The 23,184-nt window shown below is 43.4% G+C and carries 24 protein-coding genes, 1 tRNA gene and 3 pseudogenes; 12 read left to right on the top strand and 16 right to left on the bottom strand.

Features of this window, described 5'->3' with window-relative positions:
• Positions 1–165 precede the first annotated feature (165 nt).
• On the top strand, positions 166–1,113 hold the full coding sequence (locus V7K46_RS12110; protein ID WP_335113318.1) for a D-2-hydroxyacid dehydrogenase: 948 nt from the start codon (positions 166–168) through the stop codon (positions 1,111–1,113).
• A gap of 379 nt (positions 1,114–1,492) precedes the next feature.
• Positions 1,493–2,524: an ABC transporter substrate-binding protein gene (locus V7K46_RS12105; protein ID WP_335113316.1), complete on the top strand. Its 1,032-nt coding sequence runs from the start codon at positions 1,493–1,495 to the stop codon at positions 2,522–2,524.
• A 76-nt stretch (positions 2,525–2,600) separates the two neighbouring features.
• Here V7K46_RS12105 and V7K46_RS12100 read toward each other — a convergent pair whose 3' ends face one another.
• The 3 genes from V7K46_RS12100 to V7K46_RS32030 form a co-directional block, all read right to left on the bottom strand.
• A complete protein-coding gene (locus tag V7K46_RS12100) occupies positions 2,601–3,797 on the bottom strand; it encodes an acyl-CoA dehydrogenase family protein (protein WP_335113314.1) in 1,197 nt (398 codons plus the stop codon).
• 862 nt (positions 3,798–4,659) lie between these two features.
• A complete protein-coding gene (locus V7K46_RS32035) occupies positions 4,660–5,118 on the bottom strand; it encodes an IS630 family transposase (protein ID WP_442939835.1) in 459 nt (152 codons plus the stop codon).
• A 39-nt stretch (positions 5,119–5,157) separates the two neighbouring features.
• On the bottom strand, positions 5,158–5,535 hold the full coding sequence (locus V7K46_RS32030) for a helix-turn-helix domain-containing protein (RefSeq protein ID WP_442939833.1): 378 nt from the start codon (positions 5,533–5,535) through the stop codon (positions 5,158–5,160).
• Positions 5,536–5,746: 211 nt separating this feature from the next.
• Between V7K46_RS32030 and V7K46_RS32025 the strand changes: the two are divergent.
• A pseudogene (locus V7K46_RS32025) lies at positions 5,747–6,892 on the top strand (ISH3 family transposase).
• An 85-nt stretch (positions 6,893–6,977) separates the two neighbouring features.
• On the opposite strand, the gene V7K46_RS12080 reads toward V7K46_RS32025, so the two are convergent.
• From V7K46_RS12080 to V7K46_RS12070, 3 genes are all read right to left on the bottom strand, one after another.
• Positions 6,978–8,900 carry an RNA-binding domain-containing protein gene (locus V7K46_RS12080; RefSeq protein WP_335113307.1) on the bottom strand — a complete coding sequence of 641 codons (1,923 nt, stop codon included), beginning with the start codon at positions 8,898–8,900 and terminating at the stop codon, positions 6,978–6,980.
• A 133-nt stretch (positions 8,901–9,033) separates the two neighbouring features.
• On the bottom strand, positions 9,034–9,174 hold the full coding sequence (locus V7K46_RS12075; protein WP_335113305.1) for a hypothetical protein: 141 nt from the start codon (positions 9,172–9,174) through the stop codon (positions 9,034–9,036).
• Between the two features lie 88 nt (positions 9,175–9,262).
• Positions 9,263–9,336, bottom strand: a tRNA-Val gene (locus tag V7K46_RS12070).
• Positions 9,337–9,676: 340 nt separating this feature from the next.
• Here V7K46_RS12070 and V7K46_RS12065 point away from each other — a divergent pair.
• The 4 genes and pseudogenes from V7K46_RS12065 to V7K46_RS12050 all read left to right on the top strand — a co-directional run.
• Positions 9,677–10,093 (top strand): DUF1636 family protein, encoded by a 417-nt coding sequence (locus V7K46_RS12065; protein ID WP_335113303.1) that lies wholly within the window; start codon positions 9,677–9,679, stop codon positions 10,091–10,093.
• The gene (locus tag V7K46_RS12060; protein ID WP_335113300.1) at positions 10,090–10,839 is read left to right on the top strand and encodes a cobalt-precorrin-6A reductase; all 750 of its coding nucleotides are present in this window, start codon (positions 10,090–10,092) and stop codon (positions 10,837–10,839) included. Before V7K46_RS12065 ends, V7K46_RS12060 begins: the two co-directional genes overlap by 4 nt.
• Positions 10,840–11,059: 220 nt before the next feature.
• Complete coding sequence (locus V7K46_RS12055) at positions 11,060–11,275, top strand: hypothetical protein (RefSeq protein WP_335113298.1); 216 nt, start codon at positions 11,060–11,062, stop codon at positions 11,273–11,275.
• 122 nt (positions 11,276–11,397) lie between these two features.
• Positions 11,398–12,519: pseudogene (locus V7K46_RS12050) on the top strand (peptidase domain-containing ABC transporter); the annotation flags it as partial.
• Here V7K46_RS12050 and V7K46_RS12045 read toward each other — a convergent pair.
• From V7K46_RS12045 to V7K46_RS12000, 10 genes and pseudogenes are all read right to left on the bottom strand, one after another.
• Positions 12,485–12,817 carry a hypothetical protein gene (locus V7K46_RS12045; RefSeq protein WP_335113296.1) on the bottom strand — a complete coding sequence of 111 codons (333 nt, stop codon included), beginning with the start codon at positions 12,815–12,817 and terminating at the stop codon, positions 12,485–12,487. The pseudogene V7K46_RS12050 and the gene V7K46_RS12045 overlap by 35 nt on opposite strands.
• Before the next feature lie 152 nt (positions 12,818–12,969).
• Entirely contained in the window at positions 12,970–13,566 is a 597-nt protein-coding gene (locus tag V7K46_RS12040; protein ID WP_335113294.1) for a Uma2 family endonuclease, read from the bottom strand.
• Between the two features lie 452 nt (positions 13,567–14,018).
• A complete protein-coding gene (locus V7K46_RS12035) occupies positions 14,019–14,429 on the bottom strand; it encodes a class I SAM-dependent methyltransferase (protein ID WP_335113442.1) in 411 nt (136 codons plus the stop codon).
• A 12-nt stretch (positions 14,430–14,441) separates the two neighbouring features.
• Positions 14,442–14,651, bottom strand: coding sequence for a hypothetical protein (locus tag V7K46_RS12030; RefSeq protein WP_335113291.1), 210 nt, complete (start codon positions 14,649–14,651; stop codon positions 14,442–14,444).
• Positions 14,626–14,823, bottom strand: a complete 198-nt coding sequence (locus V7K46_RS12025) for a hypothetical protein (RefSeq protein ID WP_335113289.1) — start codon at positions 14,821–14,823, stop codon at positions 14,626–14,628. Before V7K46_RS12025 ends, V7K46_RS12030 begins: the two co-directional genes overlap by 26 nt.
• 622 nt (positions 14,824–15,445) lie before the next feature.
• A complete protein-coding gene (locus tag V7K46_RS12020; protein ID WP_335113287.1) occupies positions 15,446–15,724 on the bottom strand; it encodes a hypothetical protein in 279 nt (92 codons plus the stop codon).
• A 173-nt stretch (positions 15,725–15,897) separates the two neighbouring features.
• Positions 15,898–16,596: pseudogene (locus V7K46_RS12015) on the bottom strand (efflux RND transporter permease subunit); the annotation flags it as partial.
• A 139-nt stretch (positions 16,597–16,735) separates the two neighbouring features.
• Positions 16,736–17,083: a hypothetical protein gene (locus V7K46_RS12010; protein ID WP_335113286.1), complete on the bottom strand. Its 348-nt coding sequence runs from the start codon at positions 17,081–17,083 to the stop codon at positions 16,736–16,738.
• 32 nt (positions 17,084–17,115) lie between these two features.
• On the bottom strand, positions 17,116–17,286 hold the full coding sequence (locus V7K46_RS12005; protein WP_335113284.1) for a hypothetical protein: 171 nt from the start codon (positions 17,284–17,286) through the stop codon (positions 17,116–17,118).
• Between the two features lie 400 nt (positions 17,287–17,686).
• On the bottom strand, positions 17,687–18,829 hold the full coding sequence (locus tag V7K46_RS12000) for a BMP family ABC transporter substrate-binding protein (protein WP_335113282.1): 1,143 nt from the start codon (positions 18,827–18,829) through the stop codon (positions 17,687–17,689).
• A gap of 261 nt (positions 18,830–19,090) precedes the next feature.
• On the opposite strand from V7K46_RS12000, the gene V7K46_RS11995 reads away from it, so the two are divergent.
• The 5 genes from V7K46_RS11995 (at position 19,091) to V7K46_RS11975 (ending at position 23,142) form a co-directional block, all read left to right on the top strand.
• A complete protein-coding gene (locus V7K46_RS11995; protein WP_335113276.1) occupies positions 19,091–20,593 on the top strand; it encodes an acyl--CoA ligase in 1,503 nt (500 codons plus the stop codon).
• A gap of 207 nt (positions 20,594–20,800) precedes the next feature.
• Positions 20,801–21,145, top strand: coding sequence for an ArsR/SmtB family transcription factor (locus V7K46_RS11990; protein WP_334794659.1), 345 nt, complete (start codon positions 20,801–20,803; stop codon positions 21,143–21,145).
• Positions 21,135–21,632 (top strand): SRPBCC domain-containing protein, encoded by a 498-nt coding sequence (locus V7K46_RS11985; protein ID WP_335113275.1) that lies wholly within the window; start codon positions 21,135–21,137, stop codon positions 21,630–21,632. The genes V7K46_RS11990 and V7K46_RS11985 overlap by 11 nt, the downstream gene beginning before the upstream one ends.
• Positions 21,633–21,752: 120 nt before the next feature.
• The gene (locus V7K46_RS11980) at positions 21,753–22,154 is read left to right on the top strand and encodes a VOC family protein (RefSeq protein WP_335113274.1); all 402 of its coding nucleotides are present in this window, start codon (positions 21,753–21,755) and stop codon (positions 22,152–22,154) included.
• Between the two features lie 586 nt (positions 22,155–22,740).
• Positions 22,741–23,142 carry a hypothetical protein gene (locus tag V7K46_RS11975; protein WP_335113273.1) on the top strand — a complete coding sequence of 134 codons (402 nt, stop codon included), beginning with the start codon at positions 22,741–22,743 and terminating at the stop codon, positions 23,140–23,142.
• Positions 23,143–23,184 lie beyond the last annotated feature (42 nt).

The following is a 23,184-nucleotide window of genomic DNA, read 5'->3' as shown; positions in this document are numbered from 1 at the left end:
AGTGTTGAAAGGGGCTGTTAAATGTCATGGTGGCATTTTTATTTATAGGGATTTTATCTATAATTAAAAATAATTATCAAAATTTGTATTAGTAGCAAAAAGTACTTAATCAGACAGAAGCAATTTCTATAAATAGTCCTGTAAATAGGAAAGAGGTAATCTACCATGAAATTGATTTTACCGCTCGAACTCGTTGCTGATATTGAGCCTCATCTACCACCTGATACAGAGGTTGTCAGTGTAGATGCTGAAGGAAATTTAGACGGGGATGCTAGCGATGCTGAAGTTTATTTTAGTTGGTTTTTATCCAGAAGTCCGACGCTGCATAAAATAATAGCAGCAGCACCTGCACTGCGTTGGCATCATGCACCAAATGCAGGCGTGAATCACATCCTGACACCAACTTATTTGTCAAGAGATATTATCCTCACAAATGCAGCCGGAGTGCATGGGATTCCGATCGCAGAATTTGTAATCACTTATATACTGGCTCATGCCAAACACCTGCCAGAATTATATGCTTTACAGGCAGAACGTCACTGGAAAAGAGGTTTCGCTATCGAAGAGTTGACAGATGCAACCTTACTAATTATTGGTGCTGGTGGTATTGGTCAAGAAATCGCCGCCCGTGCTAAACCCTTTGGCTTAAGAATTATTGGCAGTCGCCGTCATCCCCAAGAGCTACCAAATTTTGATAAAGTAGTGGGTGCTGATGAATGGCGATCGCTTCTTCCATCTGTAGACTATGTAGTTATTGCCACACCACTAACTCCAGAAACCAAAGAATTTATTGATGAATCGGTATTGCGATCGCTGCCAAAACATGCCTATTTAATTAATATTGCTCGTGGTGGCGTAGTCGATGAATCGGCATTAATAAAAGCGCTCACAGAAGGTTGGATTGCAGGTGCAGCATTAGACACAGTTAACTCAGAACCGCTACCACCAGAAAGTCCTTTGTGGTCACTTCCTAACATCTTTATCACACCTCATACTTCCGCTCATTCACCAAAAAGTAAACAACGTTCAATAGCGTTATTTATCGATAATCTGAAGCGCTACCAAGCTGGTCAGCCGTTACGAAATGTAGTAAACAAAGAAGCCGGATACTAAAAAATTAAAAATTAAAAATTAAAAATTAAAAATGAATACAGCATAAGGGTTTTGTTGATTTTGAATGGTGAGGCAGTCCGGTCTTCTCCCAAAGGGAGAGGCTAGCGCCAAGGGGGTTCCCCCCATGAGGAACTGCCGTTAGCGCAGCGTAAAGCCTGCGGCATGGCTTCGCTTAGAGCGAGCCTGCGAGCGTCACCCGAAGGGGTGGTTTATTTACGCCCCCGCTGTACTAGTACAGCGGGGGCGTAAATCTAGCTACCATCTCAATTCAGCAGACAAGGGACAAAATCCCCTTGTTAAGGGTAGGCAAACTGAAGCCTACCTGTACTAGCAATTATCAACGTCTCTACAATGATCTATTTAGTCATGCGAGGTTCATGTGACTACCCGCTATAAACGTCGTCAGATACTCCGGTGGCTTGGTGCGATGACAGGCACTACTACAGCACTGATTGCAACCGCAACTAGTTGTACTAACACTTCCACTCAAACTTCCTCCAACCCAACAGTTGATTTATCGGGGGTGACTCTCCACATTGCTAAGTTTAAGGGTGGTTGGGATCTCCAGTTGAAGTTAGCTGGACTAGATAATTTTCCCTACAAAACTCAGTTCACGGAGTTTACTGGAGGTAATCTTATGGTGCAGGCAATCAATGCCAATGCCATTGATATTGCATCGTGTAGTGAGACTCCACCGATTTTTGCGATCGGGACTCAGGATGCGGTGAAGATTATTGCAGCCACTAAAGGCCCAACTATCGGACAAACTGTGCTTGTGCCAAAGAATTCTCCAGCTAAAACGATCGCAGACCTCAAAGGTAAGAAAGTTGCTTACATCAAAGCTACGACAGCCCATTACTTCTTAATCAAGATGTTGAAGGAAGTTGGTCTGACTTTGAAGGATATTGATGCGATCGCTCTCTCGATCCCCGACGGACTTTCTGCCTTCAGGAAAGGTGATCTAGATGGCTGGGCTACCTACGGTTATTCGATCCCCCAAGCTAAAAAGGATGGTGCCAGGGAACTGAAGTCTGCAAAGGATATCTTGAGTGGTAACTTCATGATTGTAGCCGCTCCCAGCGCGATCGCAGATCCAGGCAAAAATGCTGCGATTGCTGACTTCCTCTGTAGGATTAAAAAGTCGCAAGCTTGGCGCGAATCGAATTTGGAAACCTGGGCAAAAAGTTATGCTTCAGCTATCGGCATAGATGAAAGCATTGTCCTAGAACAAGCAAAGCAGGAAGAAAAACAACGCCATGTTCAGGTTCTCCCTACCTCCGATGAAGCGATCGCCTCACAGCAAGAAGTAGCTGACACCTTTGCCGAAGCTGGCGTCCTCCCAGCTAAGGTTAGGGTGAAACCTCTGTGGGACACTACTTTTAATGATGCGATTGCTAAGTGCAGTATTTGACAAAGTACTAGGTATCGAGGCTTAGGCATTGGGGACTGCTAAAACTCTTACTCAGTCCCCAATCCTCGATCTCCAATCACTTGACTTTCAGCACCGACTTACCTAATGATTGGCAAATAACATCATTTTGCGGTGTATGGATACGGCTGCACAGAACGTCACGGTAGTGACGCTCTAAAGGATTCCTTTTTAATAGACCAGGATTACCTGTCAGTTCTAAGGCAATCTCCACAGCCCGAATCGAGTTAGTTGTAGTTAGATATTTAACAGCTTGTGCCTGTAATCCTACGTTAGGCTGATACTCGTCTTTGTCGATATCTTCAGCCAAACTATAAATCAATCTATTGTTAGCAAACAGCAGTGCTTCTATCTCACCCACGGCAGTTTGGAAGCGTGGCAGAGTTGCCAGTGGCTCTTTGAGATTAGAAGGCGATCGCTCCCAAAGATACTTAGCAAGCCAGTCTCGCGCACTAGTAGCAACACCGAGATATAAAGCACTCACTGTCAAACTGCCCCAAGTCGAAATCAGTGGATCAAAGGATGGCGCAGCAGATATGGGGCTGATATTCAAGGCATACTCTGAGGGGATTAATACATTCTCCAAAATGAGATCGTGGCTGCCTGTAGCTCTCATCCCCAAGTGATCCCAAGTTTCGACAATTTGCAAACCGGGCAGATCGCGCGGAACCAGAAAACTCCCAACTTGTGGTTCATCCTCAGTTGTCCGGGCCCAAACAACAAAGTAACTGAGGATAGGACTGCCCGTGGTGTATTGCTTGTGGCCTGTTAAACGCCAACCCTCTGTTGTCCGTTCGGCAATTGTGGCAGGCAATCCGCCTCTAGCTGGTGTCCCTAACTCAGGTTCGACACGGGCCGCATTGAGCAGGGCAATGCCTTCAATCGATTCACGACACAGCCGCTTATATACTTCTGGATGCCAGCGACGGCTGTGGGCGGCATGAGCATGTTGGAGATAGTGCATTGTCAGTACTAACGCGGTCGAAGCATCGCCACGCGCTATCCCTTCAATCACTCGGCAGATAATTGGTAGCCCTAAACCTTGACCACCTAATTCACGGGGAATGGTGAGGCTGAGTAATCCTGCCTTATGTAAAGCTGTAAAATTCTCGAAGGGAAAGGAACCATCTTTGTCGTGTACTCCTGCACGGGTGGCAAAGTCCTTGGCCAGAACCTCAACCCGGTCGAAAATATTGGGGATTTCTAAGCCTTTGGCTACAAAGGTGTCTGGCACTGCTTGCTCCAACTGTGACATAAATACTCCTTCAAAACTCACTTTACTACTACTGAATCAGAAATATTTTGCAATAAAAAGGGATTGTGGACTGGGAAAGAATTCTTTTAATCTCTAATTTTTCATCTCTTTGAATGTATCTGAATTTTTACCTCGCCTTTGAAGGACATAACTTTGTAGCCGAGAGTAAACTCAAATCTTCTGAAGATGGACGAGACTCCATCTTCAGAAGATTTGATGTTCTTACAAATTTGAGATGCTTCCATTGGAGTTAAGCGATCGCAACTACTTATAGCCTAAATCCTGCTTTATTTTCTTCCTCAGTTTCTGACCTCAAACTCAGGTCTTCTGGTCAACCTTAAGTATACTACTTAAAGTCGCTCGGAATTTAGTAATTAGTAAGTTTTGTAAGTATGATACAAACAGCTTTCTAAGAGCAAGCCAACCAGAGGATTTAGCGATCGCTCCAGAGCTTAACACGAGAATCTATAGGAAATGGGGGGATGCGATCGCCACAATTTGCGTTTACTTTCCAAGTATCCTAAGTGTGAGGCTAGGTTTAAGATACCAGCTTTATGGGAGGATGGGTGTTGTCATAGGTATCGAACACCGTTTGCAGAGATGGCTAAGTAACAAAAAAGTGCTTAAGTCCTAAAAATCACTACTGCTTGACTTTTTGGTACGATATCCCTGATTGGGGTGAGTAGGTTTCTCAGGGTATCGTAATTCCAGTTGACCTTTCTTTTGCATCTTGCTCAGGTAGCCAAGGCGTAGTGTGTTATGTGAACGATTTAACAATTCTTTCAGTTGTTTATGGTTCAAAAACCTTCCTTGACAAAGCTTGAGAATTGTTGTTTCCAAGATATAGCAGTAGCCAGATAGATTAGGACGCTAAACGCAAGACATCCTCTATTGTAGTTCCTAGACTATCGAAGTTTTTTATCTGCTTGCGAATTCGACTCTTGAGCCATGACCAACATTTTTCAATTTTGTTTAAGTCAGGTGAATAGGGAGGTAAATAAACAAGGAAGCATCCAGCTGTTGTAATTAAATTTTCAATGTTTCCTCCTTTGTGAAAAGTTGCATTATCCATTATCACAACCTGTCCAGGAGTTAGGCTCGGAATTAAGCATGATTGGAGCCAAGTCTCAAATACTGTTCGGTTACAGGCTCCTTCTACAGTAAATGGTGCGAATAAGCGTTGGTTACACAAAGCAGCAATTATATTAACTCTTCCTTTGCGTTGTCCCGATTTTAAATCATAAAAGCGCTCACCTCGCTCATTCCACCCGTAACCGTAATCATCACGGTTATCCATTCCTGATTCGTCTACGTAAACTATTTCTGTTGAACACCAAGTAGCTAATTGTTCTAAAAACTTTTATATGCATGAGTTCATCGCGTTCGCTGTAACCATAAGTCTTTTTTTTCGCGTAAATCCAATTTTGTGCAATGCTCTTGAGATAGTCCTCTGACTAATATCATCTTCCCAAAGTTCAGCCATTTCTTTCTGGGTCTTATCTCCATGCATTTTTACAAAAGAACGAAATTTCTGCGAATCAGTTATTTTGCGATCGCTTCTGAGTGTTTTTTTGTTGTTTGCTTGAAAATCTCCTGTTCTAGCCCTGCGCTCTAGCCATAAATTGATTGTATTACGACTTATATTAAACAGTTCACTCACCTCGCTTTTTTTCAAGCCGTCTAGTTCAATTGCTTGAATCACTTTTTGACGGAAATCATAACTATAGGATTTAGCCATAATATCGAGCAAAGATTTCAACTACATATTTAACACTGCTAATCATATTATCAGTAAACCAAAAAGTTTTTCCCAAAGAGCGATCGCTAATTCAGCTTACGTGTTATTAAGTGCTATATAATACTTAAAATATGAACTATGCTTATAGCATCCTGAAAGATTTCCAAAAATGAAATGATGAGAGTAGTGTGTAGCATATTGACTAAAAAAATTGATCGTTTCATCAGAAGAACTAGCAATAACCGCCTCAGAAACCCTTGATGAGGTTATTGAGTGTTTAATAGAAAATTTCTCCATTGAAACTCAGGGGAGATGTGACCAGCAAACTTTGTTTGAGATTCTGACTCATGCTGCTAGCAGTGGAGATAGTATTGAGAATACAGCCAAATTATTAAAGAACGTTCCTACAGCCAACGATATTAGATATCATCTCAATAAAATCAATAATTTTGATGAATTAGAAACGCAAATAAATCAATCTTTAAAAAGTCGAATTCCTTTATGATTAAAAAAAGGGTGTTTAAAAATAGCGATTGATTTAAATTTAATTTGCTATTATGGTAAGCCAACATCAGAAGAATTACCCTACATATATCGAAGTCAAGCCAAATCTGGTACTCATTCATTTTATGCCTATGCAACTTTATATGTTATTAACAAAAATAAGCGTGTAACCTTTGCAGTTAGGGGTGTTCGCCGACTAGATACCAGTGTTGCGATAATTACTTATTTATTGGCAGAACTTGAATCCCTTAAAATTAATGTAAAAAAACTCTATTTGGATAGGGGATTTTTTAATACTTCTGTAATTAGATGGTTGCAAGCATTAGATATTCCATTTATGATGCCTGCTATTAAAACGGGAAAAAAGGGGGGGATTAAACAATTTTTAAAGGGCAGAACAAGTTATAAAACTACCTATACGATTACAAGAAACCAAGATGATTCAGTCACATTTAACTGATGGATTATCTGCAAATATAGGAAGGGTAAGGGGAAAAAGCATGGAGTTCAATACTTTGTTTATGTTGTTCACAATGTCAAAACAAATCTAGATTACATCTATCAAGATTATAGAAAAAGATTTGGTATTGAAACTAGTTATCGACTCCAAAATATTTGTCGAATTAAAACTAATAATAAAAATCCAGTCTTCAGATTATTATTCGTTGGCAGATCTTTTCTTCTAGTTAATATCTGGGTGAGTCTTCTTTGGCTCAGAATCAGTCGCAAGAGAAAAGGTAGTCGATTAATTTATCGCACAGTTTTTGTACTCAAACAGATGTTAGCCTTCTTATGTCAAGCTATTCAGCGTAAATATCAATTGGTTGAAAGCATTTATATTCCATCTGGTTAGCATTAACAAAACATCAATCAGCTAATTATAAGTAATCTTAATACGTACTCTGTCTGCTTGTTAGAGTTTCCTGTATTCCCAAGTATCATAAGCTACAAAGGTTGTAGTGAGCGCTGTTTGAGGAAAAACTTTTTGGTTTACTGTTATATGTCCTAACGCATATGGCTACTGCTATATCTGTTGATACCTTGCCCTTATTTCTTACAGTTGCTGCGATCGCCATTAGTAATTCCCAATCATCGGAGCTTAAGCCCAAATCATCGGAGCTTGACGGCAAATCATCGGAGCTTAAGCCCAAATCATCGGAGCTTGACGACAAATCATCGGAGCTTAAGCCCAAATCATCGGAGCTTGACGGCAAATCATCGGAGCTTAACCCCAAATCATCGGAGCTTGACGGCAAATCATCGGAGGTGGTTTCATCCGCTATTAGTTCTGAGAAAAAATCATCCGGACTGGTTTGTTCTACTAACCTATAGCTTTGAGCAACCAAATCAACTTCCGCGTCTGATGCTTCCCCCAGAAAAAAGTAAAATGTGCCACGAGTAGCACCAGCAGAGCCGAGTAAACCATCTTTTACTAGCGCACATAAAGCCTTTGTTAAATCATGGGGATGAGTTGTTGTCATCGACTTGAGTCGAGTATGGGTAACTTTGCCCTCAATTGCCACTGTTGCTAAAGCAAGTTGCTGGTCATGAGATAACTCTCTAAATGAAGAGCCAAAACGCTCATCAAGCTCTTTAAGGGTTTCTTCTGGTAACACGTTTACCATAAGCATTCTCAAGATTGTTTGATCGGGTTCAACTTTGTCCAACAAATCAGGCGATCGCCAATGTTCTCGTTTCCAATTCCAATAAATTTTGGGAATACCTGAACCTGCTTGGTCACTAAAACCAATAAGCTGAAACATTTTCTGCAATTTACGATTACGGCAATCACTTGTACCACCTTGTAATGCATCTTCAAGAGGCAGTCGCATTACTCCAGGGTTACGAAATAAGAACATATCGGGGAGTTTAATAATCTGTATTGGCACTCGCCCTGTATAGTCTGCATGGATTAGTGTGTTTATTAACGCTTCACGTAAGGCTTCATGTACTGGTGTATCGTCTACTCGTTTTGCTCCTTTAAGCTTGAAAGGAACTTTGAGGTCTGAAAACAGTTTTTGGATAACTCGACGGTAAAAATCATACAAATTTCCTGACCATGTTCCATCTGTAGTGACACGATCGACCCAGCGAGCCTCTGTTCTTGGCTCTGGACGTTCTTGATAATCCACTACATAGTGAGGCACTCCCTCAAGGATTGACGGGAGTTTGCCAAACATTAACAAGCCTGCTACAGTCAATCCTTCTTTGCCTGTTTGGCGATCGCGTAGCCAACCCCCAATCGATTGTAAAAATTCCTTATCATCTTGATCGAGCCAAGGATGATCGGGTTTAGTAGCTTTAAATTGATTTCGGTATGCTTTAAGGGTATTCGGGTCAATATCATCAAAACCGTAGTTTTCGAGTAACCGAGCATCCCGCACTTCCTCCACTTGTTCTGCGAGCATCCGTTTAACAGTTTCTTCATCGCAAAGGTAATCTCCCTCGTAGTTCCTTCGATAACTACCTGTTAAAGGATTTTGCCCTACATACACTGGACGCTGCGATCGCTTGGCTCGCGGAACGGCAATGCGAATTACTTGCTTGTCTTGTACTGCGATTACTTCAACCATTTTATCAGTCAGCAAATTAATACTGATTTGCTGGCGATTATTAAGCCCATCCCAAAGGGTTTTGAGGACGCGATCTGGAACGGCAATACCTGTGAGACTAAATTTCCCTTTAGGTTTTTCTTCAATACCTAAAAAAATAACACCACCGTAGGTGTTAGCCATTGCGGAATAAGACTCAAAGAAACTTTTAGGTAGTTCACCTTGTCCATCCCTACCTGATGCCCGTTTGGCCTCAACGTCACAGCCCTCTGCTAGTTCTTCGATGTCCAGTATCGATAGGCTTGCCATCGTGAATCCTCAAACTGCCAAAATATACCCACACCAATTCTGTAAGAATCTGTTAGTCAATATTAACAGTGGCGATCGCTACTAAACGGCATTTCGGCAATTGAGGAAGGTATTAAGTTTTGCAAGTAGTATTTTATGCGGTTTGGTCTTGCTGTTCCAGCACTACATTGAAAATTAGTGTAAAACTCACATTTGGGATTAGTCGGTGTAAAACTTGTAGATGAGCTTCTGCATCACTACGGTGACGAAAACGAGCTACAACTTGGTTTTGCATATTAGGTTGAAGCCGCAGATGACAAATAATTAGTCACTGTACAACTAATTTGTCAACGCGGACATTTATCTGTCAATATGGACACAAATGGACGTAACTGGATTCGAACCAGTGACCTCTACGATGTCAACGTAGCGCTCTAACCAACTGAGCTATACGTCCTTAACCACACAATTATCAATAATAGCATATATTCCTCTGAGAGGGCAAGATAAAGACCAAAATCAGGCTAACTCTATAATTTGACATCTTGCACCTGTAGCAACAACGGGTTTCTAGGATTGGTAATATCCTTTTGCTAGATGAGCCTAGTGTATGATCAATAAGGTTATTCGGTTCTGGTAGGGAGCAGCTACCAGAGGTAACTCTTAAAGTTCGGTGCAAATCCGGCGCTTGGGAGCAACTGTGAACCAATTTGAGATGTAATCGGAAATCCCAAATTGAGTGAGTCAGGATGTCCGCCGAAATAGATTTATCAGTTCCACATATGTGCGAGGTACAGATGACTACTGAAAATATTTCCCCAACTAGTCCCTTGGGTGTTGCTGACCATACTTTATTTGTTTGCAAAACTTGTGCTAGCGTTTGGCAAGATAAAAAACGCTTAGGTGAAAGTGGTGGTCAAAAACTTCTACACCAACTTCAGCAGCTTGCACAAGATTGGGATTTACGAGATCAATTCCCAATTCAGGAAGTTGAATGCATGAGTGCTTGTAATCGTTCCTGTGTAGTTGCTTTTGCTGCCAAAGGCAAATTAACATATTTATTTGGTGATTTAGCCGTCGATAGTAGTGCATCTGCGGTACTAGAATGTGCTAGTCAATACTATGTTAAAGCAGATGGTTTACTGCCTTGGTCAGAGCGTCCAGAAGCTCTGAAGAAGGGCATTTTGGCAAAGATTCCACCTTTATCTCAATGATCCGCGTTTTGATTCTGGGTGGGACGGGAGATGCCGCAGAACTAGCAGCCAGAGTGGCGACTATCCAAGGGTTAGAAGCAATCACGTCTCTAGCCGGGCGTACCCGTGAACCATCAGTTCCATTGGGCGATTTACGGGTTGGAGGCTTTGGTGGTGTAGCTGGATTGGCTACCTATTTACGAGTAATGCAAATCGACTTATTAATTGATGCAACTCATCCTTTTGCTACTCAGATATCCTTGAATGCGGCAGATGCTGCAACTGAAGTCGGAGTACCCCGTCTGATGTTAATCCGCCCGCCTTGGGAAAAAGGAAGTGACGATCGCTGGATTGAAGTTGACAGTATTGAAGCCGCCGCCGCATCTGTAGCAAACCAAGCACAGCGCGTATTTTTGACAGTCGGGAGGCAAGAACTCGCCGCCTTTGCTTATTGCGAGAAAATTTGGTTTCTGATGCGGATGATTGACCCTCCTACCGATGATGCTTTAGTGCCACCGGGAGTGATATTGTGCGATCGCGGGCCCTTTACTCTCAATAATGAAAGGCAAATCCTGATTGATCACAAGATTGATACCATAGTGAGTAAAAATAGCGGTGGTGATGCAACAAAGCCCAAGATTATTGCAGCACGAGAACTGGGCGTGAAGGTTGTTATGGTAAATCGTCCAGCCATACCGCCAGGTGAGCAGGTTACTGATGTTGATGGTGCTTTGGCATGGCTATTTGACCGAATAATTCATAATTAAAGACACTGTACAGCAGCCCACACGCGCATCAAAAATTTAGTGGTCAACAAGACAATGGAAAGTACAGGAACTACCACTGATTGTAAGGGACTATGGTTTCTGGCCAAAGTAGCGTCAAGCGATCGCCTCACGCAAGCTTTCGCCTGATTGTTCACACATCCCTTATTTCATTAAATTCATTCTCAATGACGCGAACGGTGAGTTATAAGACTTTTTCAAGGTGCAATTCTTCCGCTACCGGATCGGTCAGGTAATAGTAGCACGGGAAGCTATGCCCGATCAAATTAGCATTATTTACCAAGGACAAGCGCGTTTATTAAGCTACAATTCCCAAGCACAAAATCCGGCGACACTGAAGTTACTCTCACCAGGAGAGGTTTTGGGTTGGGTAAGTCATGTACGGGGTATTCCATCTGAAACTGCGATGCTTCCCTAGCTTGCTTCCAGATGTTAAGCCAATACTTTAATATTTCCTGGCGCAGAGATACACTAGGACGGGTGTTGATAAAGCAGCACGAACACAAAGGTAGTATATCTCTGCAATTTTGCGCCGCCGCCGCCGAATTGATGGGGGGAATGCAGACAGTCAAGGCGCAAAATTTAGAAATGCGATCGCGTTGGCAATGGCAAGAACGCTATGCTCGTTACATCAGCGCTGGTTTCAAAACAGTCTCTACCCAAACTACCGCCAGTTCTGTTAGCAGTTTTCTCAACAAGTTTTCTAGTATGTTAGTGCTGTGGGTGGGAGCTTTTCTCGTCCTCAATCAGCAACTCACCTTGGGACAACTCATTGCTTTCCGCATCCTGGCTGGTTATGTCACCAGTTCCTTGTTACGCCTGATGCAACTTTGGCAGAACTTCTAAGAAACCGCTTTATCTCTGCAACGCCTTGCTGATATTTTAGACACTCCCCAAGAAACAGAAATCGGCAACTGTCAAAATATCCTCATGCCCAGTATTCAAGGTAGTGTCCGCTTTGAAAATCTCAGCTTCAGTTTCTCGGAACATGGGCCGATGCAACTATCTAATATTAATTTAGATTTTCCTACAGGCTCCTTTATCGGAATTGTTGGTCAAAGCGGTTCCGGTAAAAGCACACTGCTAAAATTATTACCCAGACTTTATGAACCCAAGTCCGGCAAAATCTTGATTGATGGCTACGATATCAGTAAAGTAGAACTCTATTCCTTACGTCGTCAAATTGGTATGGTGTTACAAGATACCCTACTATTCGATGGCACAGTCCGCGAAAATATTGCCTTGGGATATCCTGATGCTAGCGATGAAGAAATTATTACCGCCGCTAAGGTAGCATTTGCCCACGACTTTATTATGTCTCTACCCAGTGGCTATAACACTCGTGTGGGCGAACGAGGTTCGGGACTGTCTGGAGGACAACGCCAACGAGTAGCGATCGCTCGTACTGTTCTGCAAAATCCGCAATTACTGATTCTTGATGAAGCTACTAGTGCGTTGGACTACAATGCTGAAGCCCAAGTCTGCGGTAACTTAGCGAAAGCTTTCCAAGATAAAACAGTGTTTTTCATTACTCATCGCCTCAGCACAATTCGCAATGCCGATGTCATTTTGATGATGGATCAAGGTGCTGTGGTAGAACAGGGAACTCATGAAGAATTGATGGCGCTCAAAGGTTATTACTACTGTTTGTATCAGCAATAAGAAGCGAAAGTGTAGGCAGGGGGCAGGAGTTAGGAGGAAATATTATTGCTTCGACCTTTTTACTCGGAACTTCAACCTTTTTACTCGGAACTTTGACCTTTGAACTCGGAACTTCGACCTTTGAACTCAAAACTTTGACCTTTGAACTTGGAACTTCGACCTTTGAACTTGGAACTTTGACCTTTGAACTCGGAATTTCGACCTTTTTACTCAAAACTCCGACCTTTTTACTTGGAACTTCGACTTTTGAACTTGGAACTTCAACCTTTTTACTCAAAACCTCAACCTCAGAACTCAAAACCTCAACCTCAGAACTCGAAATGTCGAGATTATAACTTGGAAACTCAGGCTTAGAACATAGAACACAGCACTTTGACCTATGAATATTCAATATAAATTTGATCAACCAGTACTTTTACAACAGACATCTACTTGGTCACGAGCGATCGCCTATTTCTGAAGGGCCTGTTGAAAAGTCTTGATCGCCTCTACGTGATTCACCATATTGATGCAACGTAACAACAAATTTAGATCGATTCCTTTCACCTCTTCACTACTAGAAACCTTTTCATAGTGAAGTGTATTGCCTTCTCCTCGCAGATGATAGACTTCTAACACACCATCTTCCCAAAACCACACTTCCTTGATCTTCAACCGCTTGTATGCGTCCAGTTTATTGATGCCGCCACTGGAAAACACCACCTCGATCGCCAGATCGGGTAGCATCCGACCAGGAGCAAGTTTATAAGATTCATCCGCCTCTCGCTTGACGGCGACTGTTTCACTTTCCAGAGTCATTGAGCCAGTTGGAGTAAAGTCGAACCCTGCCATGAGCAGGTAAAGTTCCAATAATGCAGCAATCCTCTTTTTAACAGTTTCGTGGGGTTCTCCAGGCATTCGTCGTATCTCCAGAACTCCATCCAGAAAAGAGAGCCGATATCCTGGACGGTCTAACAATTGCTCAACTGCTTTAAACTCTCTCCAGGTCATTCCCTCAAACAGAAGAGGTGATTCTTTTTTTGGTGTTGCTATCGTTGCTGGGGTCATTTGAGTCTCCAGTTTGTTTCCAGATTAGAAATAATCAGGTTTGGAGGGCGATCGTTTCATTATTCTACTTGCATTGAGAGATATGATCGCGATCGATAGAAATTCCTGCGTTTCTTGGGTTACAGAACCTATACATCACCAGAACAGGGAGTAGGGGTAAGGGAGTAGGGAGTAGAGGAAAGACGAAAGTCCCCTACTCCCAGGTGGTTTGAAGCCCCCGAATTTATTCATGGAAAGATGGGAAAATTTGGGAGTATAGGAATTAGCCCGACACACAAAACGTCAATATTAAATCCCTTACTTTTAAGTAGCTGGTTCCCTACTCCCTACTCCCTACTCTCTACTCCCTCGTTAAAATCTTGTCTTCAAGTTGGATCTGAATCTTTGTCACAAGTTCTACGACGACAGGCAAACTTTTAAAACTCTTCTGCCTTAAAGCGCTTGTTTTATCCTCACATTTCCAACTTCCGGCCAACCATATACCACAAACCCACGGCATAGGGGATGTAATTGAGTTCTGTAAAACCTGCTTTCGCAAACTCGGACTCGAAGTTGAAATGAATAAAGTCATCCAACCACGGTTCTTGAAAAGAAGCACTCAAGGCGTATTCACCCCGATAGGTGTCAGCGTATAGTACCCAACCTCCGGGTTTGGTAATCCGGTACATCTCTTTAAGAATCTTAGGCGTCCACTCTTTAGGCGTCTCGTGCAAGAGTAGTGATGACGTGACAAGATCAAAGGAGTTGTCAGGGTAGCCAGTGTGACGAGCGTCCACCTGCTCAAACTCAGCCCGCTCACTAAATCCAACCTTGTTAAACTTGTGCTGACTGATCACCAGCATGTAAGGCGAAACATCAGTAATGAACTTGGGACATCAAACAGTAACTCTAGAGCAGCTACTAAAAGAGTCTAAATAAAATTGGCTTAACCGCAGTGCTGATTCTGCTTTTTGGCGATCGCTAATTTCCTGTTGCAAGAGGACATTTTGCTCAGTCAGTTGCTTTTGTAGCTTTCGGATAGTCAAATTATTTTCTACACGGGCAAAAACCTCTTCTTCACTAAAAGGTTTGGTAATATAATCCACCCCGCCGACTGCCAATTACTAGCACTCCGGCATAGTTTGGATAAAGTCCTTGGTCACTAATTCCACTCATTGCTGCATCAATACCTTGGCTGCTAACTCCTTTAGAAAAGTCCGGTGTTTTACCTTTTTCTTTAGAAATAAAAGCATTTTTGGTTACTAAAGAACCAACCAAATAAGTTTCACCACTATTACCTAAGCCTGTACGTTCTCGGACAATCTGATCTATTCGGTCTAAATTTAAATCAGCTAAGATGCCAAAGCGGTATCAATTCCCTTTCAGCACTGCTACTCATTACGATGTCAGGCTGATTATGCGCCTGAAGTGCCCTGTTAGTCTTCTCAGATAGTTCATCGTTAGTGTAAAAAGTCAGCTTGATACTTCTCTTTTAACTTGGTACACGTGATTGCAAAAAGCGACCGGAAATGCAAATTGCGATCGCATTAGATGCACAACACCATTAACAATTTAAAATTCAAAATTCAAAATCTTCCGCGCAGCGTTATGTTGGCGCAGCCTCTCGTAGAGAAGTGAAGAGAGTTTCAGGCTTTTATTTAAACCCAGACAGAAACTGAGCGCAGTCTGAGCCACTCCGCTTTCGAGCCAATACAGTTCGCTTAAACTCTAAGCAGTATTAAGTATTGAAAACAAGAGCGTTTTTAATTTGACTCTTGCCCCCTTGTGTATCAACTTTTTAGACGGAAATTTAGGCAGCACAACTATTCAACTTCTTTCACCACAGTAGTGTGTTGTAGTAGGGAAGTCTTTTGAAAGAACTATGTCTTGCACTAACAAATCAGTAATTTTTTTTATCTCTACTTGAGTGAATAGCTTTGTTAAAATCCCGCAGCAAGTCTTCTTCCGCATCCCGCTCTTGCTTGAGTTCTCGAATCATTTCCTGACTCGCACCAATCACCAAACCAGTAACTGCACCGACAATGGCATATTTTTGATCCAAGTCTTTATACATTTGACTTGTGTAGGGACAAGGAAATAAATCAGCAGCAATAAAACCAATTCCTGCACCCACAAATGCTGTCACAAAGCCAGAGAAAGCGATTAGTCTAACATTCATTTACTTTCCTCCAAAGCTTATAACTTTGCTAAATTATTAGAAGATACTCTACATTGTCTCAGCAGCTCCCAAAGTTGTAACTTAATCTTTACCTGTTGTAATAGAAGGCAGAGTGGGGAATGAGGAGGATGAGGGAAATGAAGATAATAACTCCCAACTCCCTATTCCCTTTTTCAATTACTCGAATCATTGGGTCTGTTATCATCAACATTTCGCTTCACAACTATAGATGAATGTTGATCAGCGTTCGTCGTTCGCGTTAGCGTCTCCGTTCGCGCAGCGTCTTTGATAGGAGAAGGAGAAGACGTTGCCGTTGGCGCACCGTCTCCGACAGGAGAAGGTATCGCTGTTGATTGTGCATCCTCATCTGCATTTGAGGCAGGCGGTTGGGAGCGATTAGAAGGTTTGTGCTTCAAGAAGCGATCTTCCAAAGTCTTGATGATTACGTACAGCACTGGAACAAAAAGCAAACTTAAGATCGTTGCCACGAGTAACCCCCCAAACAACGCCGTTCCCAACGACCAGCGCAAGGCAGAACCCGCTCCTGTAGCGATTACCAGAGGGAAAAATCCCAGCAGTGCAGCACTCGAAGTCATGACGATTGGTCGAAACCGCTCTTCGGCTGCGGTCAAGGCTGCCTGTGGAATCGTCATGCCTTGTTTATAGGCTTGGTTAGCAAACTCGACGAGCAAAATGGCGTTTTTCGAGGCGAGTCCGATCAGCATCACCAACGCCACGTTCGTGTAGACATCGTTTACCAAACCGCGCAACGCCAGCGCACTCAACGCACCCAACAACGCTAACGGTACGGTCAATAAAATAATCGTGGGATCGATATAACTTTCATACTGAGCGGCAAGTGTGAGAAACATACTGGAATAAACACCGCCATCAACACAAGCGACGTTGCAAGGATCGCTCCAGTGAGTTCATCCATTGCCTCAATCGACGCTTGAAACGGTCTAACATGCGCGGCAGAGCGGTACTGGCTTGGGCAGAGCGCACATTTGCCTATGCTTGCCGAATCGCTGCGCCTGATGCAGCAACTTGTTTGTTTGCGGCTTGCAAATCCGCGATCGCTGCTTGTAAATTATTTCTGGCAACGTCTAACTCTTGCCTGGCTATGGCTCCTTCCTTGACTAATTGTTGGTTACGATTGAATTGTGTCCGTTGCAGCTGAACATTTGCAGCGGCTTTAATGCGCTGGGCTTCGGCTTGTTGAAGTTGTGCTTGAGTCGTTCCCAATGCTGCTTGGGCTGAACTAGCCGCAGCGATCGAACTCGCAACATTTGCCTGCGTCTGATCCAAGCTCAACGATGCGATTTCTGTACCTTGCTGCACCTGCTGACCGCTAGACACGAGAATCGATTCGATTCGATTCTACCCTGAGTTTATGGCTGAAGCGTGACTTTTTGCTGTGCCTCTAACGTTCCTACAAATACAGAACTTTCTTCGAGCGTGCCTGCATCAATTTTCTGAAGTTTCACCGGCAATGCTGGGAGGCTGAGTGCCTTTGCTGCCGGATCGCTGTTTTGACAAGCACTTGTCAATGCTGCGAGCATTAGTATGCTAACTAATACTGGATTTGCAAGTAATACGCTTAAGTATTTAAGTAGAAAATAACGTTTTAATATGAAACAAAATGTTGAGCGGCTAAATTTATACACTGCATAATTTTTCCGTCTCACTCCCTTGGCTTGAGAAGGCTTAACAACTCCAGCTTTACCGCAGTAAATTTTCTAGATGTTTAGATATTTTGTTGATCATTAGATACATCTTTCGTCACAATCGCGGCTTTACATCAAACAAACTCATCTTTGAATAAATCTCTGGATTAATACTACGTCGAATATCGCCACCGGCTTGATCGGATTTTGGCGACTTCTGATTAATCTAGGTCAAGCAATTCTTACTAATCTGGATTCAAATCGTTGTCGGGTAATAACTGGTTTGAATTGCTTACTATAATTTTCCCTTAGGAATCGACCCTTCAATTCCCTCAACATACCAATCCATCGCCAGTTGTCCCTGATCATCCAACACCTTACCCGTTGGGATTCGCACCACTCCTTTTTGGTCTTTCACCGGGCCATCAAAAGGATGTGCAGTACCCTGAATAAACTCATCGCGCTTCGCATTCACCAATTGTTGCACATCCGCCGGAATCGCCTGATTCATTGGGGAAATATCCACCATCCCTTCACCAATGCCATCCCAAACTTCTTGCGACTTCCAAGTATTACTCATTACAGCCAAGGCTTTATCTGTATAGAATTTGCCCCATTTGTAAATAACTGATGTCAGGTGGGCTTTTTGACCAAACTTACTCATATCAGTGTTGTAGCCAAAAGCATAAATGCCTTTTTCCTGTGCCAATTGGATAACGGCACTAGAGTTGGTATGCTGCGTTAGTACATCCGCACCTAAATTGACCAAAGCTTGAGCCGCTTCTCTTTCTTTAGCTGGATCGTACCAACTTTGTACCCAAAGTACCTTAACTTTTGCTTGAGGATTTGTTAGCCGCACTCCTTGAGTGAATGCACTGATTGCCCGAATCACTTCTGGAATTGGGTATGCGCCAAGAAAACCAACTACATTCGATTTTGTCATTTTGCCAGCAATCATGCCAGTTAAGTAACGCGGTTGTTCAAAACGTCCCAGATAAGTGCCAACATTGGCAGCACGTTTGTATCCTGTACACTGTTCAAAGACAACATCACCAAAGTCCCTGGCAACTTTAATTGTTGGGTTCATGTACCCGAAGGAAGTTGTAAAAATCAACTTGTTACCATCTAATGCTAGTTGGCGAATCACTCTTTGGGCGTCAGCACCTTCGTTGACATTTTCGACAAAGGTAGTTTTTACCTTATCGTTAAGATTGGCTTCCATGTCTCTGCGACCTAAATCATGGGCATAAGTCCAGCCAAAATCACCCACAGACCCCATATAAACAAATCCCACCTTGAGAGGTTCATTTACCGCCACAGGCGACGCTGAGGGAGACACCTCACCCTGCGATTTGGAATTTTTGCCTTGAACACAACTCGTTAAGGCAAAGCTAGATCCTGCTAAAGTGACATACTTTAGAAAATTCCGACGATCCATATTTTATCGATGGGGTTTAGTTGCTGAAAAAGATTTTTCTGATTTCTAGTAACGATAGATACTCTATTTAATTAATTTTAGCTCTTGTTTTTTGCCATCAAGTTACTGACAAAAGAAAGCAAATAATGGTTGAATTGGGCATTGGGCATGGGGAATGTGGACAAGGAGGATAAGGGGGACAAGGAAAGAGTTTCTTTCCCAATGCCCAGTCCCTTTTACTAACAACTCCCACAAAGGGATGCGGTTTACTGGAGGTTTTTAATGAACTTATTTGAGCTTTTAGCAGGGGAAGACAATCATTCAGCCTTAGTTACACCTGGGGGGCGATCGCTAACCTATAAGCAATTGCGCGAGAATGTTGTTGGACTAGTATCCCAACTCAACAGCTTTGGATTGAAACGGGGCGATCGCATTGCCATTGCCATGACTAACGGTTCACCAATGGCTATTACCTTTTTGGCTGCCGCCCTGTGTGGCACTGCTGCACCTTTGAATCCCAAATACAAGCAAGAAGAATTTGCCTTTTACTACGAAGATACCCAAGCAAATGCACTGATTACGTTGTCTGAGGGGCCAGAAGCAGCCATTGCCGCCGTCACATCCGACATGATGCTGATTAATGCCAAGGTAAACACTGACGGCACATTGAGCTTTGAATTAGTCAAAACAGGCTCAGAACTAGCAGAATTCTCGAATCCCGTAGCCCCCAACGCCGATGATCTGGCAATGATTCTCCACACTAGCGGCACCACCAGTCGTCCCAAGCGTGTGCCGATTCGTCATCGCAACTTAATCGCCTCAGCCGGCAATATCATTGGTGCTTACTCACTCACAGCAGCTGACACTACACTTTGCCTAATGCCCCTGTTCCACATTCACGGATTGGTGGGCTGTTTGCTGGCAACCCTAGCATCGGGCGGTACACTAATTTGTCCCAATGGTTTTAATGCCCTAGAGTTTTGGAAACTGGTAGATACCTACAAACCTAGCTGGTACTCCGCAGCGCCAACCATGCACCAGACAATTTTGGTCCGCGCTACCCGCAATACAGAAATTGTCAAAGCTAATCGCTTTCGTTTCATTCGCTCTAGTAGCGCTTCTTTGCCCCCAATTATCATTGAACAACTAGAGGCAACTCTTAATGCTCCCGTGGTGGAATCTTACAGTATGACTGAAGCATCTCACTTAATGACCACCAACCCTCTACCGCCAAAAATTCGCAAACCAGGTACTGTAGGTTATGGCTTCGGTGTGGAAGTCGGCATTATGGACTCTGAAGGCAATCTGCTATCTCAAGGAAGCTTGGGTGAGGTGGTGGTAAAAGCACCTAATGTCATAGATGGTTACGAAAACAACCCAGAAGCTAACGCCACAGCTTTTGTAAACGGTTGGTTCCGCACAGGGGATCAGGGCACACTGGATGCAGACGGCTACCTCCGCTTGACTGGACGCATTAAAGAATTGATTAACCGGGGTGGGGAAAAAATTTCTCCCTTAGAAGTGGATGATATCTTGCTGCGCCATCCCGCTGTTGCCGAAGCCTTGGCCTTTGCCGTCCCCCACAAATCTTTAGGAGAAGATATCCACGCCGCTGTTGTCCTTAAGGCAGAAGCTGGCGAAAAAGAACTTTTAGCCCACTGTTCAACCATGCTGGCAGATTTCAAAGTTCCCAAACAAGTTCACATTTTGGATCAACTACCTCGTGGTGCTACCGGGAAACTGCAACGGTTGGCTATGGCAAAATTGCTTAACATCGGGCAGTAGTAAGATGAGCAATCATTTGTTACATCTACGACTAGCTTCGGTCAATGGACGCTTATTGTATGCATACCAGAAGATATTGTCTTCTTGATGGGCTACAAGGCAACCCTATTTCAATGTAAGAGTTCAAACGAAAAGTTAAGTCAGTGCTTGACATTCTTCAATAGTACATTTAAACTAATGCTTAATTAACCGGCCGGTTAAATAAAAATGTCTAGCGATCAACTGAGCGTCATCTTTGCCGCCCTTGCCGATCCCACACGGCGTGCGATCCTGGCTCACCTCGCCAAGGGTGAGGCATCGGTCACTGAGTTAGCCAAGCCCTTCGAGATGAGTCTGCCTGCAATTTCTAAGCACCTGAAGGTGCTGGAGCGTGCCGGACTGATCACGCGGAGTCGTGAGGCTCAATGGCGACCCTGCCAGATCGAAGCACAGCCGCTCAAGGACGCGGCAGATTGGATCGATCAATATCGCCAATTCTGGGAAGAGAGTCTTGATCGGCTGGATGATTACCTGCACGAATTACAAACCCAGGAGAAACAAAATGAGCAATGAAAATGATTCCACTGATGCTCAATCGGAACGCGAGATCGTCATCACCCGCGTCTTCAACGCACCGCGCGAACTCGTGTTTAAGGTATGGACTGATCCGAAACACGTAGTGCAGTGGTGGGGACCAAAAGGCTTTACGACTCGGGTAACTGAATTGGATCTGCGTCCGGGCGGTAAATGGCGCTACGTCATGATTGGTCCAGACGGCACGGAGTACCCGGTCAAAGGTGTCTTCCGCGAAATCGTGCCCTATGAACGGATTGTTACCAGCGATGAATTTGATGAAGGCTTTGAAAAGGTCATGAACGCTGATCTGCCAAGGGGAATGGTTACGACGGCGGTTTTCGAGGATTTGGGCAGTAATACCAAACTCACACTCCGAATTATGCATGAGTCTGCCGAGGACCGTCGCAAGCATGAAGAGATGGGGGTTATCGAAGGCTGGAACTCCAGCTTTGACTGCCTCGACGAGTTATTGGCGAAGGTTTGAGTCTTCCTTGCCACGGATGAGACGGTCAACTAGCGGTCTGCATGAAACGACTCAAGCGGAACATTAATATCGGCAAGCCGATACTTCATACACATAAATGAGCTTTCAAAAGGAGAAAACATGGCTACTAAAATTTTTGTGAATCTCCCAGTAAAAGACCTCAATCGGTCTGTCGAGTTTTTTACTAAACTTGGCTTCAGTTTTAACGCCCAATTTACTGACGAGACGTCTACCTGCATGATCGTGAGCGATGACATATTCGTCATGCTATTGACTCACGAAAAATTCAAGACTTTTACTCCCAAAGAAATCTCTGATGCCACGAAAAGCACAGAAGTGCTTGTGTGTTTATCTTCCCAAAGCCGAGAAAAAGTCGATGAAATGGTTCGTAAGGCAGTCACCGCCGGCGGAACAACCTACAATGAACCACAAGACCACGGTTTTATGTACGGACATGGTTTTAGTGACTTAGATGGCCATATTTGGGAAATTATCTATATGGAGCCAAGCGCAATAAATTAAGGTTGAAAATGCAATGACACAATGCGCGCTCCAGGCGACCGTCTTGCCTAGGCTTTGCTACGGCAAAACGTCGGCTAAACTGGGGCGTTATGCTGCCTGAGTGACCGCTGAGGGCAGCATTTGGAGATCATCTGTTGTTACTTCTGGATCTGAGCAAGAGGAGGAAGAACCACAAGATTGAATCCCCAGATTATTCGTGATCTAAACTCGCGAATAATCTTTCTTCTTTTATTTTTGCCAAATTGGGATGCTCCCTCTAAACTTACTTGCATAGGCAGGTAATAGGCAACATTCAAGAAGTATCTTAAAATTGTACTGAGTTTTTTAAAAAAGAAAATAGGAGTTTTTTCTGCCTATTATAAGAAACAGAAATACTTTTGATAACAGGGATATATAACTGAATAAGAAAACCGTGGATTCTTCGGCAACAGAAGTAGATTTAACCCTCCATATTTGTTGAACGATTGAAAGTGAACCTGATTCTGGACTGTATTAATACTCACTAAGTTTAACGAATTATAACAATACTATTTTTACTAACTTGGAATAAGCGATACACTAAGGAAAATTCCTTGAGGAAGCGTTGATGGCACGGTCAAACGGGGTTAAAAATGAAACATCTGTACAGGAATTGCCGACAATTTCAGATAAAGATACAGTGACAATTGAAGATTTGCCTGAAGATTCGGCCGAACCAGTGGAAGATGTCCAGGATATTGACGACATCTTGAACTCACTCAAAAGCTTACTGAGTAACCTAGAAAAGCTGCAAAAAGTCCGGCAGGAAGTGGGCGACATCAAACCGTTGATCGGGCGGATGCTTGATGGGGAAGTGGTTGCTGGTGAAGAACTTGAGCAACTCAAGGTAGGTGTGAGCAGTCTTTCTCGCCTTGTTCGTGCTTATAATGACCATCAAGCAGCGTTGACTAAAGCACAACCTGCTAGAAATTTGCTAGATCAAGTCCTCAAAGAGCGTAAAGCTAGTTGAAACAAGAAGCGATGTCTATGACGGGCTGTGACGCTCCTGCGT

The sequence above is a fragment of the Nostoc sp. genome, from assembly GCF_036917395.1.
Taxonomy (GTDB): domain Bacteria; phylum Cyanobacteriota; class Cyanobacteriia; order Cyanobacteriales; family Nostocaceae; genus Nostoc.
Note: the sequence above shows the minus strand (reverse complement) of the source record. Positions and strands in the feature narration are given on the sequence as shown.